The sequence below is a fragment of the Kitasatospora cinereorecta genome, assembly GCF_024172095.1.
Classification (GTDB): Bacteria; Actinomycetota; Actinomycetes; order Streptomycetales; family Streptomycetaceae; genus Kitasatospora; species Kitasatospora cinereorecta.
This window is the reverse complement of the sequence record NZ_JAMZDX010000004.1, coordinates 65,104-79,419: the sequence shown is the minus strand read 5'-3', so window position 1 is coordinate 79,419 and position 14,316 is coordinate 65,104. Positions and strand designations below refer to the sequence as shown.

The 14,316-nt window shown below is 72.1% G+C and carries 14 protein-coding genes; 2 read left to right on the top strand and 12 right to left on the bottom strand.

Annotation, left to right across the window (positions count from 1 at the left end):
- Window positions 1–141: 141 nt before the first annotated feature.
- The 4 genes from FHR36_RS20350 to FHR36_RS20335 all read right to left on the bottom strand — a co-directional run bounded on the left by FHR36_RS20350 (window position 142) and on the right by FHR36_RS20335 (window position 2,633).
- Entirely contained in the window at window positions 142–831 is a 690-nt protein-coding gene (locus FHR36_RS20350; protein ID WP_253799570.1) for a hypothetical protein, read from the bottom strand.
- A 148-nt stretch (window positions 832–979) separates the two neighbouring features.
- The gene (locus FHR36_RS20345; protein WP_253799569.1) at window positions 980–1,348 is read right to left on the bottom strand and encodes a hypothetical protein; all 369 of its coding nucleotides are present in this window, start codon (window positions 1,346–1,348) and stop codon (window positions 980–982) included.
- Window positions 1,349–1,621: 273 nt separating this feature from the next.
- Window positions 1,622–1,981 (bottom strand): DoxX family protein, encoded by a 360-nt coding sequence (locus FHR36_RS20340; RefSeq protein ID WP_253799567.1) that lies wholly within the window; start codon window positions 1,979–1,981, stop codon window positions 1,622–1,624.
- A gap of 157 nt (window positions 1,982–2,138) precedes the next feature.
- On the bottom strand, window positions 2,139–2,633 hold the full coding sequence (locus tag FHR36_RS20335) for a cupin domain-containing protein (protein WP_253799565.1): 495 nt from the start codon (window positions 2,631–2,633) through the stop codon (window positions 2,139–2,141).
- 81 nt (window positions 2,634–2,714) lie between these two features.
- On the opposite strand from FHR36_RS20335, the gene FHR36_RS20330 reads away from it, so the two are divergent.
- Window positions 2,715–3,608, top strand: a complete 894-nt coding sequence (locus FHR36_RS20330) for a LysR family transcriptional regulator (protein ID WP_253799563.1) — start codon at window positions 2,715–2,717, stop codon at window positions 3,606–3,608.
- A 298-nt stretch (window positions 3,609–3,906) separates the two neighbouring features.
- Here the strand turns inward: FHR36_RS20330 and FHR36_RS39435 are convergent, their stop codons facing one another.
- The 4 genes from FHR36_RS39435 to FHR36_RS20310 form a co-directional block, all read right to left on the bottom strand.
- Window positions 3,907–5,202 carry an Ig-like domain repeat protein gene (locus FHR36_RS39435; RefSeq protein ID WP_301330509.1) on the bottom strand — a complete coding sequence of 432 codons (1,296 nt, stop codon included), beginning with the start codon at window positions 5,200–5,202 and terminating at the stop codon, window positions 3,907–3,909.
- A 720-nt stretch (window positions 5,203–5,922) separates the two neighbouring features.
- Window positions 5,923–6,606: a hypothetical protein gene (locus FHR36_RS20320; protein ID WP_253799561.1), complete on the bottom strand. Its 684-nt coding sequence runs from the start codon at window positions 6,604–6,606 to the stop codon at window positions 5,923–5,925.
- A 420-nt stretch (window positions 6,607–7,026) separates the two neighbouring features.
- Window positions 7,027–8,205: a GDSL-type esterase/lipase family protein gene (locus FHR36_RS20315; RefSeq protein WP_253799559.1), complete on the bottom strand. Its 1,179-nt coding sequence runs from the start codon at window positions 8,203–8,205 to the stop codon at window positions 7,027–7,029.
- Window positions 8,206–8,264: 59 nt separating this feature from the next.
- Window positions 8,265–8,846 (bottom strand): TetR/AcrR family transcriptional regulator, encoded by a 582-nt coding sequence (locus tag FHR36_RS20310; protein ID WP_253800627.1) that lies wholly within the window; start codon window positions 8,844–8,846, stop codon window positions 8,265–8,267.
- A 242-nt stretch (window positions 8,847–9,088) separates the two neighbouring features.
- Here FHR36_RS20310 and FHR36_RS20305 point away from each other — a divergent pair, with 242 nt between their 5' ends.
- Window positions 9,089–10,216: an NADH:flavin oxidoreductase gene (locus FHR36_RS20305; protein ID WP_253799557.1), complete on the top strand. Its 1,128-nt coding sequence runs from the start codon at window positions 9,089–9,091 to the stop codon at window positions 10,214–10,216.
- Window positions 10,217–10,547: 331 nt separating this feature from the next.
- Here FHR36_RS20305 and FHR36_RS20300 read toward each other — a convergent pair whose 3' ends face one another.
- From FHR36_RS20300 to FHR36_RS20285, 4 genes are read right to left on the bottom strand one after another with little or no spacing between them, the layout of a single operon-like run.
- The gene (locus FHR36_RS20300; protein WP_253799555.1) at window positions 10,548–11,396 is read right to left on the bottom strand and encodes an ABC transporter ATP-binding protein; all 849 of its coding nucleotides are present in this window, start codon (window positions 11,394–11,396) and stop codon (window positions 10,548–10,550) included.
- Window positions 11,393–12,445: an ABC transporter ATP-binding protein gene (locus FHR36_RS20295; RefSeq protein WP_253799553.1), complete on the bottom strand. Its 1,053-nt coding sequence runs from the start codon at window positions 12,443–12,445 to the stop codon at window positions 11,393–11,395. Before FHR36_RS20295 ends, FHR36_RS20300 begins: the two co-directional genes overlap by 4 nt.
- A complete protein-coding gene (locus FHR36_RS20290; RefSeq protein WP_253799551.1) occupies window positions 12,445–13,305 on the bottom strand; it encodes an ABC transporter permease in 861 nt (286 codons plus the stop codon). The genes FHR36_RS20295 and FHR36_RS20290 overlap by 1 nt, the downstream gene beginning before the upstream one ends.
- Window positions 13,302–14,276, bottom strand: coding sequence for an ABC transporter permease (locus FHR36_RS20285; protein ID WP_253799549.1), 975 nt, complete (start codon window positions 14,274–14,276; stop codon window positions 13,302–13,304). Before FHR36_RS20285 ends, FHR36_RS20290 begins: the two co-directional genes overlap by 4 nt.
- Window positions 14,277–14,316 lie beyond the last annotated feature (40 nt).

The following is a 14,316-nucleotide window of genomic DNA, read 5'->3' as shown; positions in this document are numbered from 1 at the left end:
TACCTCGCCGGTTCGGGTGGTTGATGTCGGTCAGTGGGGCAGGCCACGGCGCGGACGGCTGCCGGTGCGCCGTCGTGGTCGTGCCACCCGTTGAGGGTGCTGATGCTGCGCTCCGGAGCGTCGCCGGCGTGCAGCCGAATCTCAGCTGCCGCCTCCGCCGCCGGTGGAGCCGCCGTGGCCGAGCGCTCCCCACTCGATCCGCGAGTGCGGGTTGTCTTGAGGGGGAGGGGGCTCGGGCCGTCGGTGGTGCCGGACGAACAGGTCCACCGGCACGACGGGGGCGAGGAACTCGTGCAGTTCGTGGTGGAGGGCCGCTGTGTCGATCTGCGGGCTCAGCGTCGCGGGTGGGATCCGTCTGTGCGCCAGCAGGACGGTCAGTGTGATCGTGACGGTCTCGGGCCTCGGGTCTCCGTCGTACGGCTCCTCGGTCGAGTGGTCGATCCGGATCCGCCGTACCTTGGTGAGCGGCCTAGGCCGGCCCGTGCGGGCACCCCGGACGACGGCGACGGTGGCCGGCGCGGCGGCCGGGGAGAACCGGAGCCGGTGCACATTCAGGACGAAGGCCGAGGACACCGTCAGCAGCGCCTGGACGGTGGCGTACAGCGCGCCGGCAATCCCGGCAGCCACCCGGACCGGGCCCCACCCTGTACCGGCGAGCAGCATGACGATGTAGACCGGCAGGGCGAGGAGCGCGCCGAAAACGAACGCCAGGGGCGCGGCACGTACCGCATCGAGGGAACTCCTGGCGGCGTACCGGAGCGACCCGCCGCCTTCGCGGAGGACCAGGTCGATCACGTCGGGATCCGAACGGTCCACCCATGCCGTCTCCATGACACAACGTTAGAGCGGCGCTGCGGGCTACGGAAGGGCGAGCGCAGGGTGGCCGGGTGGGGCATGTGCGCTGCTGGTTGCCGCGGGTCCGAGTGCGGGGGAGCGGACGGTCCGGCGGTGGCCGACCCGGTCCCTGCCCGTCGAAGCCTCAGTTACGGATGCCGTAGACGACCTGGCCGGAGGTGTGGTCGATGATGAATGCCTGGTACGAGTGGCCCGGGCCGTCGTAGTACCACGGAGACTGCGCACCACTGTAGGAGTCCCAGCCGAACCGGCCGTCCAACAGAGCGAACTCGCAGCGGCCGTCGGTCCGGGTCGGGTCGATGGCCTGGAAGTTGTGGTACCGGCCGTCGCTGTAGAGCTGCAGCTCGATCTTCTGGTCGGCGGTGCAGTTGGCGGTGCTGAGCCAGTGATCGCCTTCGTTGGCGGCGAAGGCCGGCGTGGACAAGGTTAGGGCGAGCGGCGCCTGCGCCGAGGACGGCGACGGCGGTCCGCAGCGAGTACGGCGAGACAGCATGAGACGGTTCCCTGGGAGATATTGGGGGGAACCGAGAGCATGAGGCCGTGTCGGAGACCGGCGGCAGACGGCTCGGGCTATGACAAGTGCCGTCCAAGGGCGTCCGGGGACCGGCTTCGGTCACCCCGCTGAGAACCATCCCGAACCCGCACTGTCTGGACCTTTCCCAGGCCGAGGTCCGGAACCTGACCGTGCTGCGCTACTTGGTGCTCACGGGGTGTCGACGAGCGGCCGGCCCTGTCGTCGCGCCCGACGGCCGGGGAGGGTGCTCGGTCACTGCCTGATGGCCAGCCAGATGGTCACGGCCGCGGTGGCGGTGAGTACGGCGTTGAGTGCGATCCGGCGGTCTTCGGTCCTCAGGTGGACGGTGATCGCCCCGGTTTGGAGGAGTACGAAGCCGATGGCCGCGGCCGGTGCCAGCGAGGGGGCGATGCCGGTCAGCGGCGGCAGGATCAGGCCGGTCGCGCCGAGTATTTCGACCGCGCCCAGGGCCCTGAGGGCGGGCAAGGGCGTGCGGTCGACCCAGGCCATCATCGGTCGGAGTTGGTCGCGGCTGCGGATGGTCTTCAGCGTGCCTGCGTAGAAGTAGAAGAGCGCGAGCGGTCCCGCGGTGATCCAGTAGGCGATGTTCATGGTTCCCGTTCGTGGGCCACCGGTTCACGGGGACCCGTCGATTGAGTCGATCGGTGGAAGGGCCCCGGTGGTCGTCCGAGGGCCCCAGGACGCCCGAACGCGGCGGCGCCACCGCCCTGGCGGTCGAGAGGCGGGTGACTGGGCCGGGCGGCCGGCCTCAGGGGAGGTCGGCGGCGGGCTCGGTCGCGTAGCGGCGCATCGCGTCGATGTTGGCCCGCGGCGTCAGCGGTCGGCCGCCGGTGAGCTCCTCCTGGAGATCCCGGAAGTACTGCACGTACAGGTCGGGGGTGAAGGTGCTGAGCATGACGGCGGGTTGGTCGCCCGGGTTGGCGAAGGTGTGCGGGGTGCCGGGCGGAACCATCACCAGCGTGCCCGGGGTGGCGTCGTACTCCTCGTTCCCGACGGTGAACCGCACGGTGCCGGCCAGGACGTAGAAGCCCTCGTCATGTCGGGCGTGGCGGTGCTGAGGCGGCCCCTGGGTGTGCGGTGCGAGGACGGACTCGGCGATCGCGAGGCGGTGCCCGGTGTGGCTGCCGTCCTCCAGCACGCGCATGCGCGTGGTGCCCAGAACGATCGTCTCGCCGTCGCCGGGACCGACCACGGACACAGCGGGGTCGATCTGCGGCTGCCCGGACTTCGATTCTTCGGTCATGTTCACGAGTGCACCGCCGACGGCCTGCCGGTGTCCAAGACCTGTCCCGCAGCGCCGATACCTCGCGGGTATCGTTGCAGCGTGGAGCTACGGACCTTGCAGTATTTCGTGGCGGTCGCCGAGGAACTCCACTTCGGCAGGGCCGCCACCCGACTGCACATGACTCAGCCACCGCTGAGTCGGGCGATCAAGCAGTTGGAGACCGAGGTCGGGGCCCGGCTGTTCGTCCGCTCGCCCACGGGGGTCACGCTCACTGCGGTGGGCTCGGTGCTGCTCGACGAGGCGCGGGCCCTGCTCGACCACGCCGACCGCGTCCGGTTACGTGTGAGCGCGGCGGCCGGAGCCGCGACCATCACCGTCGGCATCCTGGGCGACGGCACCGACCCGGGCGTGTCCAGGCTGGCCGCCGCCTACCGCCGGACCCACCCCGGCATCGAGATCCGCATCCGCACCACCGATCTGACCGACCCGACGTGCGGGCTGCGCGCCGGACTGGTCGACGTCGCCCTGACCCGGGCGCCGTTCGACGAGACCGCCCTGACGGTACGTGCGCTGCGAGCCGATCCGGTCGGTGTGGTCCTGCGAGCAGACGATCCGCTGGCCCGCCGCGACCGGCTGCGCCTGGCCGAGCTGAGTGACCGCCGCTGGTTCCAGTTCCCGCGGGGCACCGACCCCGCCTGGCAGTCGTACTGGAACGGCGGCCGACCGCGCGAGGGCCCGGTGGTGCGCGCCGTCCAGGAATGCCTCCAGGCCGTGCTGTGGAACGGCACGGTCGGCCTGGCCCCGCTCGGCCACGACCTGCCCGCGGAGCTGGCCGTGGTGCCGCTGATCGACATGGCGCCGAGCCGCGTGGTGGCGGTGTGGAACGAGGGTGACACCAACCCGTTGATCCGGTCCTTCATCGAGATCGCTACAGCCGCGTACCGTCACCGAGCACCAGCGACCAGCATTGACGCTCACGCTCGTGAACAATGAGCCGTCGGCGGTAACCGCCCATCCCGAGTGCATGTCGAAGTCTCGCTCGCCCGGGCCATGGCGGCACGTCCACTGGGTCGCCTCTCTCGTAGCCGGGGTGCTCGGTCGCCTCCGGGGCCAGGGCGCGTTCCAGTACGAACGGCTCAGCCGAAGGGGTTTCGCCGTCGGTCATGTCGGTCCGTCCCGGCCGGCCAAGACCCGGCGGGGCCTCGGCCGGCCTGTCGGATCACGGACTTGCACAAACCTCCTGACACACCCGGATCACGGCAGCACTGCCCGTCGCGGTCGATCGTTGTTGTCAGGGGGTCACGGTCACGGTGAGGGTTTCGGGGTTGCCGCTGTTGTCCTGGTACACCGCATCGCCGCTGTAGACGGCGGTGATGGTGTGGGGGCCGGTGGTCCGGAAGACGGTGATGAGTCCGGCTGCGGCGCAGTTGCCGATGGAGACGTTCACCCGTGACGTGCCCAGGGTGGTGTGGGTGGTGGCATCGGTGAACGTGACGGTGCCGGTGGGCCTGGTCGTGGAGCCCGGGCCCGGGCAGATCAGGTCGCTGAGGATCACGGGCGCGCCGGTGCGGGTGCGCTGGGGCAGCGCGGTCAGGTAGGTGGTGACCGGCTTGCCCACGGTGTAGCTGATGATCACCTGACCGTTGTGGTTGGCGGTCCCGACGGTGGACGCCGTGTACGACGTCCCGGTGCCCGTGGGGGTGGCGAAGCTGCTGCCGCCGCCACCGCCGCCTCCGCTGCCCGCGGTACCGGTGTTGTTGACGGCGCCGCTGCCGCCGCCACCGCCGGCGAAGTACCCGCCGCCGCCGCCCCCGCCGGCACCGGTGGCGGTCGCGGCGCAGCCGCCGTCGATGCTGCCGCCGGTGCCGCCGGTACCGACCGTGGTGCCGGCGAACCCGCCACCCGGTCCACCCGGGGTGGCGCTGCAGGGCTGAACGCTGCCGGCGGCCCCGCCTGCACCACCGGTGGTCGTGCTGGTGCTGCCGCCGCCCCCGCCGTGGCCCGCTGCCCCGTTGCCGCTGGCGCTTCCGTCGGTACCGCCGGTGGCATCCGGCGTGACTCCGCCGTTGCCGCCACTGCCGCCCGGAAGGCTTCCCCCGGTGCCACCGGCGGCGCCGCCGCCCCCGGCGACCACCAGGAAGGAGCCCGCGCTGACGCTGGAGGCACCGCCCCCGCCGGGGCCTTCCGCCCGGAAGTTCGGGACCGAGATGCCCCCGCCCGGGGCGCCTCCGTTGAACCCGCCGGTGCCGCCCGTACCGCTGCCGTTGCAACCCTTTCCGCCGGTGCCGCCGACGTTGACGGTGACCGTCATCGCGGAAGTCGTCTGCGGGAGGGTGGTGACGACTCGGGCCCCCGTCCCGCCCGTCCCCGTGACGGAACAGGTGGTGCCGCTGTTGTCGGCGCCGCCGGCGCCGTCGGCGGTGATCGTGACCACGGCGTTCGCCGGGATGGTGAGGCTCTGTGAGGCCCCGGTGTAGCTGAACGTGAACGAGGGGTCCGCCGCTCGGGCCTGCGCCGGAGCCGCGGCCGGCGGGGCTCCCGTCGGTGCGGCGGCTGCGGGCAGAAGTCCGGTGCCGGACAGTGCCATGCACAGTCCCGCGACTGCCCCCGCCCGCCGCCACTGCTCACGCGGGCCGGCGCCTGCGCCGGCTCGACGTCGCGGTTCCCCTGCTTCGGCAAGGGCATGTTCAGGGGCCTGCTGTCCGATCACTGATGTCTCCTGACGCTATGGCTCGGGGGGCGATCGGAGTGACAGATCCCGCGTTCCACCGACGGGCCGTCCCAGCGCTCTGACGGGGCCCGCCGGATCCTGTCCGACCACTCGTCATGCGACCTGTGCGACTGTGGTCTCCCTGACCCGGCCCCTGATCGACACACACAGCGTGACGGCTGGGAGGTTCGTGCGCCCCGATTGCTCCGAACGCGGCATGTCATGCACCGTCACACCGGATGGGCGACCGAGGTCTCGGGGTCTGCGGAGACCCGGCTGCTGGAGGCGGTGCGGCGCTACGGGCAGCGACGTGACGGTTGATGCGGTCAGCCCCTGGCCGTGGCCGTGACGGAGTCGCCCCGGGTGGGGTGCGCCCCGCGACGCGGCGGCGCCGCGGGGCATGTCGCACCGGACATTGGCCGGCGACACCGGCAGGTGCTCCTCCGGGTGCGGTCCGCAGTGTGCGATGGCGTCATGAGGCCTGTGTTGACGATCAGTTCCGGTGCTGTGGAGGGCAACGGCCGGGACCCCGTCGAGGACCGTGCCGCCCGCCCACTGTGCTACGGGCATGGCTCCTCTCCGGGGGCCGCACGAGTTCTAGCCGTAGGCGATGTGTTCGATTTCGATGAGCTTGGCGGCGTCGATGCGGCCCTCCTCGATGGAGAGCAGCCAGGGCAGCAGTTCCGACGCGGCGTGCAGCTCGTTGTAGAAACCGAGGCGGAGATCGGCGAGTTCTCCCCACCGGAGCCAGCCGTCGAGGGCGTCGGCGAGATGTCGATCGGCCGGCTCGGTTCGGGTCGCGGACCAGATCGCCAGCCACGGGGCGAGGGTACCGGTGCTGACGGAGACCGTCTCCAGTACGTCGGTGATGTGCCGGCCCGCGGGGTGTTCGTGCAGGGCGGACTGCCACCAGACGTGCCACACGTTCTCCAACGCGTCGCGCTCCGGCACCGGCCAGTGGCGCCAGCCGGCGGCGAGCAGTCGGGACGCGACGAGCCCGTGGTCGACGTGCAGTTGGCCGGTGACCAGGGAGCGGATGATTCGGGGTGTCATCCGGCGGTACAGGGCCGGGAAGTCGTCCCAGTGGTCGACCGACTTGGCTGCGACGGAGGAGATCAGTTCCTGCGGCACGAGGCCCGCGGGGCCGGTGAGTGCCGCGAGGTCGGTGTCGGTGTAGCAGTGGGTACAGCCACCCACGGTGAACGACTGCTCGGAGATGGCGGCAAAGGCGGTGTCCAGCGCGTGGAGGGCGTCCTGGAGCTGCTGGCGCGGGTTGGTCACGGGCACCTGCCGGGGGACCTCATCCGGGTGACCGGAGAAGAGAGCGACGCTACCACCACCTGACAACTCGCCAGATCAGCAGGGGCCGTGGCGCTGCGCACCGGCAGCACCGCCCACGGCCACCGGTCACCGGTTCAATGACCGCCGAGTGCCGGCCGGTCCAAGGCTGACAAGGACGTCGCGGAGTGGCTGCCGCCCGCAGCGGGCTACCGCCGTGCCTGCCGCGCCGACCGGACTGCGCTGAAGACCCGCTGGGGCCTGTCGGTCGACGGGCACGAAGCTGCCGCGCTGCACCGCCTCGTCGGGCCGGGTTGGCAGCGAGGGGAGCCTGAACTGGCCGAATCCTGTTCGCCGACGGGCGGGGCGTGCGGTGCGGGGAGCCGGTCGTCACGCCCTCCTCGCCGGTCGCGGGTGTTCGGGTCAGCCGGTCGTGAGGGCGAAGGGGCCGTTGTTGGCGAAGACGAGCTCGGCGAAGTTCTGGCCGATGCGACGGTGCCCTTCGGGGCCAGGGTGGATCGCGTCCGGAAGGGGGAGTTCGTCGTGGTCGCTCTCGCCGTAGAGGTCGAGTCCGTCGAGGTAGTGGAGGTTGGGGTCCTCGGCGGATCGCTGACTGACGATGTCGGCGAGGATGTCGCGGACGATCGTGAGCGTCAGCCGTCCGGCGGCGGTCTCGGCCGGATCACCGGTGGCCTTGAAGCGGAGGGTTCCGCCGGAGAGGTCCGGCATGAGGGGGCCGGGGGTGTGCTCGTGGGTCGGGCACAGGATGGGGGAGACCAGGAGCAGGGGGGTGGTGGGGTGGCCTTCGCGGATGGTGTCGAGGAAGCCGTGGACGGCGGGGACGAAGGCGCGCAGCCGCATGGCGTCGCTGTTGACGATGTTGATGCCGAGCTTGACGCTGATGAGGTCGGCGGGGGTGTCGCGCATCGCACGGGCGGTGAACGGGTCCGCCAGCGCGCTGCCGCCGAATCCCAGGTTGATCAGTTCCACACCGCCTGCGGAGGCGGCCAGGGCGGGCCAGATGGTGCTGGGGAAGACGGCGTTCGAGCCGTGGCTGATGGAACTGCCATGGTGCAGCCACACCCGGCGCGCCTTGTCCGGGGCCGGCTCGACGGGGCCGTCGGTGCGCAGGGCGATGACCTCGGTGATCTCCGCGTGCGGGAGCCAGATCTCGATGTCCTTGTCGCCGGCGGGGAGGCCGGTGAAGTGGGCGGTGCCGGCGGGGCCCGGGGTGAACTCGGCGGTCTGGGTCTGCAGGGCGGTGATGGTGAGGAGGTTGCCGCCGGCCACGGTGGCCTGGGCGGTGAGCCGTCCGTCGACCAGCAAGTCGTAGACGCCGTCCGGCGGGGGCGGGAAGCCCCGGTAGACGCGCTTGGTCGGCAGGGTGTCCAGGTCGACGGTGGTGGCGGTGGTGCGGAAGGCCAGCCGGACACCGGAGGGCTGGGCCTCGGCCACGGCCAGCCGGTCGTCGGGTATCTGACGGCGTGCCCGTGCGGGCAGCCGGTGCGGCAGCAGGCCGTGGGCGGTCTCTTCGAGGTCGAGGTGTCCGCGCAGGAAGTCGGCGGTGATGGGGGTGGTGATCAGGTTCTGTTCGGTGCTCATTGCGTGGGGCCTTGGGATTCTGGGTTGGGGTGTCGGTCGGTACGGGGATGCGTTGCGGGTCACGCGGCAGGTCGGGGAGTGGACCGGCTCCGCAGTGCGGTGTCGAGGCAGTCCAGGGTCCAGTCCCACGACTGCTGTGCGGCGACGTCCGTGTGGTCGAAGGCGCCGGCGGCTTCCAGTGAGGCGTAGCCGTGGAAGACGCTGCCGAGCATGCGGACCGCGTGCGTCTGGTCCGGCTCCGCCAGGTCGTAGCCGCGCAGGATCGCCCGGGTCATCTGCGCGTGTCGGACGCCGGCGCTGGCCGCGGCGGTCTCGGGGTCGAGCCGGTACCGGGCTGCTTCGTAGCGGCCGGGGTGCGCCCGGGCGTAGTCCCGGTAGGCGTTCGCGAAGGCCGTCAATGCGTCCTTGCCCGCGCGTCCGGCCACGGCGTCGGCCACCCGGTCGGCGAGTTCCTCCAGCGCGAGCAGCGCGATCCGGGTCTTCAGCTCGTGGGAGTTCTTCAGATGCGCGTACAGGCTTGCCTGCTTCACGTCGAAACGCCGGGCGAGCGCGGAGAGGGTCACCTGGTCGAATCCGACCTCATCGGCGAGTTCCGCACCGGCGAGCGTCAGCCGCTCCGGGCTCAGTCCTGCCCGAACCACAACCATCACCTATCTCTCGTTTACCTATGGCTAGTGTGCATTTGCCTATAGCTTATAGGCAAATGCTGAAGCGCTGTGGTCGGCCGTGGTGAGGTGTGGCCGGGGCAGGCCCGGCTCGTGGACCGTGTCCGGGATCACACCGTGGATCGTCGGGCAGGCGAAATGCGGTGGCTGTTGCCTCGGTTGTTACGGCACGTATTCAATGCACGTGCACATACCGTCGCCTCCTGCGAGGAACATCCATGACCGTCGCCGCGTCCTCCGCCTCCCGCGCCGCCGAGATCCTGTCCCAGCCGGTCACGCTGAACGGCTTGACCGTCCCCAACCGCATCGTGATGGCGCCGATGACGCGCATGTTCTCCCCGGGTGGTGTCCCCGGTGAGGACGTGGAGTCGTACTACGCCCGCCGTGCGGCCGCAGGCGTGGGCCTGATCGTCACCGAGGGCACCTACGTCGGCCATGAGTCGGCCGGGCAGAGCGACCGGGTGCCGCGGTTCCACGGGGAGGAGCAGCTGGCCGGGTGGGCGAAGGTGGCCGAGTCGGTGCACGCGGCGGGTGGCGCGATCGTGCCGCAGCTCTGGCACATCGGCATGGTGCGCAAGCAGGGCGAGCCGCCCTACGCCGACGCTCCCGCCGTCGGCCCCTCCGGGCTCCGCGTCGACGGCACCGAGGGCGGCGGCAAGGCGATGACCCAGAGCGACCTGGACGACGTCATCGGCGCCTTCGCCGAGGCCGCCGCAGCTGCCGAGCGGGTCGGCTTCGACGGGGTCGAGCTGCACGGCGCCCACGGCTACCTGGTCGACCAGTTCCTGTGGGCCGGGACGAACCGTCGTACCGACGCCTACGGCGGTGACGCAGTGGCCCGTACGAGGTTCGCGGCGGAGATCGTGGCCGCGGTCCGCGAGCAGGTCTCGCCCGACTTCCCGGTGATCTTCCGCTTCTCGCAGTGGAAGCAGGGCGCGTACGACGCGAAGCTCGCCGAGACGCCGGAGGAGCTGGAGGCGATCCTCGCCCCGCTCGCCGCGGCCGGCGTCGACGCCTTCCACGCCTCGACCCGCCGCTACTGGCTCCCGGAGTTCGAGGGCTCGGACCTCAACCTGGCGGGGTGGACCAAGAAGCTCACCGGCCGGCCCACGATCACCGTCGGCTCGGTCGGCCTCGACGGCGAGTTCCTTCGGGCCTTCGCGGGCGAGGGAGCCCCGGTGCAGGGCATCGACAACCTGCTCGACCGTATGGAGCGGGACGAGTTCGACCTGGTAGCGGTCGGCCGCGCCCTGCTCCAGGACCCGGAGTGGGCGGCGAAGGTCCTGGGCGACCGGCTCGGCGAGCTGGAGCCGTTCAGCGCCGCGGCGGTGAGGACGCTCAGCTAGCACGTCGGTACGTCGGTACGCCGGTACGCCGGTACGTCAGTGCGACTTGGCGGCCGAGCCCGTTGAGCGGGAGGCCAGCTCCCGAAGCCGGCGCTGCTCCTGCCGGTGGCGGCGCCGGCCCGATCGTGGGAGCTGCTGGGTCTCCAAGCGGGCTCTGTGGGAGTCGGCGAGGCGGGGCCTTGCCGCCCGGCCGCTCGGCGGCATGCTGCTCACCTACCGGCGTCCGGCCACACCGCGTACGGGCGCAGCAACGCGTGCGTCGGCGACTCGGTCGACGCCTACCTGGCCGATCTCGGGCCGGTCGGGCGCGGCGCTGCCTGCTGACCGGTGCCTACGCGGCCGGAGTGTCGGTGGCGGCGAGGTCGCGGCGTTGCCCGGCGATGGCGTCGGGGTTCCAGCCGAGGCGGGGGACGGATGCCAGGAGCAGACGGGTGTAGGGGTGTCGGGGGGAGGCGAGGAGGTCGGCGACGGGCTGGTGCTCCACCGTCCGGCCGCGGTACATGACCAGCGCTTCGTCGCAGACATAGCGGACGACCGCCAGGTCGTGACTGACGAAGACCAGGCCGATCCCGGTGTCGCGGCGGATGTCGGAGAGCAGGTTGAGGACCTGGGCCTGGACCGAGACGTCCAGCGCCGACACCGCCTCGTCCAGCACCAGGACGGTCGGCTCCACGGCCAACGCCCGGGCAATGGCCGCACGTTGGCGCTGTCCGCCGGAGAGCCGGCGCGGCAGTGCGGCGGCCTCGCGGTCGCCGAGGCCGACCTGGGCGAGCAGTTCCCTCACCCGGGCGGCCCGGTCGGACGGGGAGAGCGAGCCGTGCAGCCGCAGTACACCGTCCACGGTGGCACCGATGCTGAGGCGGGAGTCCAGCGAGAGGTACGGGTCCTGGAAGACCATCTGGACGGCCTTGGCGCGGGCCAGGCGCGCCGCCCGGCCGCGCGTCCGGGCGGCGAGCGGGGTGCCCTGGACCAGGATCTCGCCCTGGTCGGGGCGCTCCAGGCCGACCAGCATCCGGGCGGTGGTGGTCTTGCCGGAGCCGGACTCGCCCACGATCCCCAGGGCGCCGCCGGGCCGCAGCGAGAAGGAGAGGTCGTCGACCGCGACGACGGGGGTCCTGCCGGCCGGGTAGGACTTGCGCAGGCCGCTCACCTGGAGCGGCAGACCGGGGTCGGTGGTCAACGGTTCTCCTCGGTGGCCGGGGCGGCGAGTGCGGGCGTGGCGGCGAGTGCGGGCGTGGCGGGGTCGGGCGCGGTGGCGGGCCCACCCAGGGCGGTGAGTTCCTCCGCCCGGTGGCAGGCGACCAGGCCCGTCCCCACGGGGGCGAGCGCCGGCGGAGCCTGGTCGCAGAGTCCGGGTCGGACGAAGCGGCAGCGGTCGGCGAAGGCGCAGCCCGGTGCGCTTTCGGCGAGGCTCATCGGGGTGCCGGGGACGGGCACCAGTCGGGTGAGCGGGCCGTCCAGCGGCGGAGACGATCCCAACAGTCCTGCGGTGTACGGGTGTCGGGGTGCGGCGAGGAGCCCGGCGGCGGTGCCGGTCTCGACGATCCGCCCGGCGTACATCACGTAGATCCGGTCGCAGGTGGCGGCGGCCAGGTCGAGGTCGTGGGTGATCAGCAGGAGGCCGAGGCCGTCGTCGCGTTGCAGCCGGCGCAGGGTGCTCATGATCTCGGCCTGGGTGGTGACGTCGAGGGCGGTGGTGGGTTCGTCGCAGAGCAGCAGGCGCGGTTCTGCGGTGAGCGCGCCGGCGATCATGACGCGTTGCAGCATGCCGCCGGACATTTGGTGCGGGTACTGGCGCAGATGCCGGGGCGGGTCGGGCAGGCCGACCGCGCCGAGCAGTTCCAGGGCGCGGGCCTCGGCTTCGGCCCTGGACCTGCCGCCGACGAGGCGCAGCTGCTCGGTGAGGAAGTCGCCGATCCGGCGCACCGGGTTGATGCCGGCCCGGGGGTCCTGGAAGATCATGGACGCCTTGGACGTGCGCACCGCGCGCAGGGTCGCGGCGTCCGCGCCGACCAACTCGGCTCCGTCGACCCGGACCTGGCCGCCGGTCTCGGCGCCGTCCGGGAACAGGCCGAGCGCGGCGCGGGCGGTCACCGACTTGCCCGACCCGGACTCGCCGACCAGGGCGACGGCCTCGCCCTCGGCGACACTCAGGCTGACACCGTCCAGGATGGGACGGGCCATCCCCGGCAGGGCGACGTGGAGGGCTTCGTACTCGAGCAGCGGCATCAGGATTCCCTCCCCGCGAGCCGGTCGCCGAGGTGCTCCCCGACGACGTTGAAGGCGACGACCACCAGCACGACCGCGACGGCCGGGACGATCGCGGACAACGGCTGCCCCTGGAGGACGGCCGTCTGGCCCTGGTTGATCATCGCGCCCCAGTCGGGCGTGGGCGGCTGGACACCGAGGCCGAGGAACGACAGGGCGGCGAGGTCGAGCAGCGCGTAGCCGAAGTTGACCGTCGACTGGGCGAGGACGGTGGGCACGATGCCGGGCAGCAGCCGGCGCAGCGCCACGAAGGCGGCCGCGTGGCCCTGCACCCGGTAGGCGGCGATGTACGGCCGCACCTTCTCCTGCGCGGTGAGGCTGCGCACCAGCCGGGCGGTGTACGGCAGGTAGGCGACAGCCATGGCGAGGACCGGCGCCGAGAGCCCCTTGCCGAACAGGGCGACCGCGAGGATCGCCAGCAGCAGGGCCGGGAAGGCGAACACGATGTCCAGCACCCGGCCGACCACGGTGTCGACCCAGCCGCCGCGCCAGGCGGTGAACAGACCCACCGCGATGCCCGCGACGGTGGAGAACAGCACCACGGCGAGCGGACCGACCAGGCTGGTACGGGTGCCCTCGACCAGGGCCGAGAAGGTGTCGTGGCCGCCGCCGTCGGTGCCGAGCCAGTGGTCGGGGCCCGGGCCGGCGAAGCCCTCGCCGAGTTCGCCGTACGTCGGGTCCTGCGGGGCGAGCCAGGGGGCGAACAGCGCCGCCAGGACGAAGACGGCGAGGACCAGCACGCCCACGCGGGTCAGCGGGCCGCCGCCGAGCCGCCGCAGGGTGCCGAGCGGCCTGCCGAGCAGGGACGTCGAGCTGCTCATCGGGCTCCTCCCGCCGTGCCCACGCGCGGGTCGATCAGCGGATGGACCAGGTCCACCAGGGTGTTGACGACGACGAAGGCGGCGACCACCAGCAGCACGATCGCCTGGACGACCTGGAAGTCCAGCTGGTCCACGCACTGGACCAGCAGCGAGCCGATCCCGGACATGCCGAACGCGGTCTCCACGATCGCGGTGCTGACCAGCATCCCCGAGACCAGCAGCCCGCCGACGGTGACGATCGGTCCGAGCGCGTTGCACAGCACGTGCCGCCGGATCACGGTCCGCCGGGGCAGCCCCCGGCTCAGCGCGACCTCCACGTGCTCGCGCCGCAGTTCGTCCAGCATCGCCGAGCGGGTCACCCGGGTGACCAGCGCCATGAAGGTCACCGACAGGGCGATCGCGGGCAGCACCACGTGGTGCAGCCGGTCCAGTACGCCGGTGCCGTTGCCGATGGTCGGGAACCAGCCGAGGTTCACCCCGAAGAGCGAGCGCAGCACGATCGCCGCCACGAAGGAGGGCACCGCGGCGCCCACCGTCACCAGCAGCAGCACGGCCGAGCCGGTACGGGTGCCGCGCCGCAGGGCGCCGACGATGCCGGCGCCGATCCCCACCACGGCGATCATCAGGGTCGACACCCCGACCAGCAGCAGGGTGGCCGGCAGCCGCGACGCGAGCACCTCGGCCACGCTCTGGTGGAACAGGTACGAGCGGCCGAAGTCACCGTGCAGCACGCCCTCGAGCCAGTGCCAGTAGCGCACCGGGAACGGGTCGTCGAAGCCGTACTGCTGCCGGATGGTGGCGAGTTCCTGCGGGCTCGGGCTGCGGCCCTTGACCAGGAAGCCCGCCGGGTCACCGGGCGCCAGGTACAGCGAGGAGAACACCAGGAACGAGGTGACCAGCAGGGTCACCGCCATGCCCAGCAGCCTGCCCGCCGCCGACCGGGCCGCCCCGAGAGCGGCGGCAGCGGTCATCCCACGGTGCATCTCTCGGTGCATCCCTCGGCTCATCGCT

Bases quoted from the DNA above. Each gene is read 5' to 3' on its own strand.
- FHR36_RS20350 (WP_253799570.1), bottom strand. From the start codon at position 831: ATGGAGACGGCATGGGTGGACCGTTCGGATCCCGACGTGATCGACCTG.
- FHR36_RS20345 (WP_253799569.1), bottom strand. From the start codon at position 1,348: ATGCTGTCTCGCCGTACTCGCTGCGGACCGCCGTCGCCGTCCTCGGCG.
- FHR36_RS20340 (WP_253799567.1), bottom strand. From the start codon at position 1,981: ATGAACATCGCCTACTGGATCACCGCGGGACCGCTCGCGCTCTTCTAC.
- FHR36_RS20335 (WP_253799565.1), bottom strand. From the start codon at position 2,633: ATGACCGAAGAATCGAAGTCCGGGCAGCCGCAGATCGACCCCGCTGTG.
- FHR36_RS39435 (WP_301330509.1), bottom strand. From the start codon at position 5,202: ATGGCACTGTCCGGCACCGGACTTCTGCCCGCAGCCGCCGCACCGACG.
- FHR36_RS20315 (WP_253799559.1), bottom strand. From the start codon at position 8,205: ATGAGCACCGAACAGAACCTGATCACCACCCCCATCACCGCCGACTTC.
- FHR36_RS20305 (WP_253799557.1), top strand. From the start codon at position 9,089: ATGACCGTCGCCGCGTCCTCCGCCTCCCGCGCCGCCGAGATCCTGTCC.
- FHR36_RS20295 (WP_253799553.1), bottom strand. From the start codon at position 12,445: ATGCCGCTGCTCGAGTACGAAGCCCTCCACGTCGCCCTGCCGGGGATG.
- FHR36_RS20290 (WP_253799551.1), bottom strand. From the start codon at position 13,305: ATGAGCAGCTCGACGTCCCTGCTCGGCAGGCCGCTCGGCACCCTGCGG.
- FHR36_RS20285 (WP_253799549.1), bottom strand. From the start codon at position 14,276: ATGACCGCTGCCGCCGCTCTCGGGGCGGCCCGGTCGGCGGCGGGCAGG.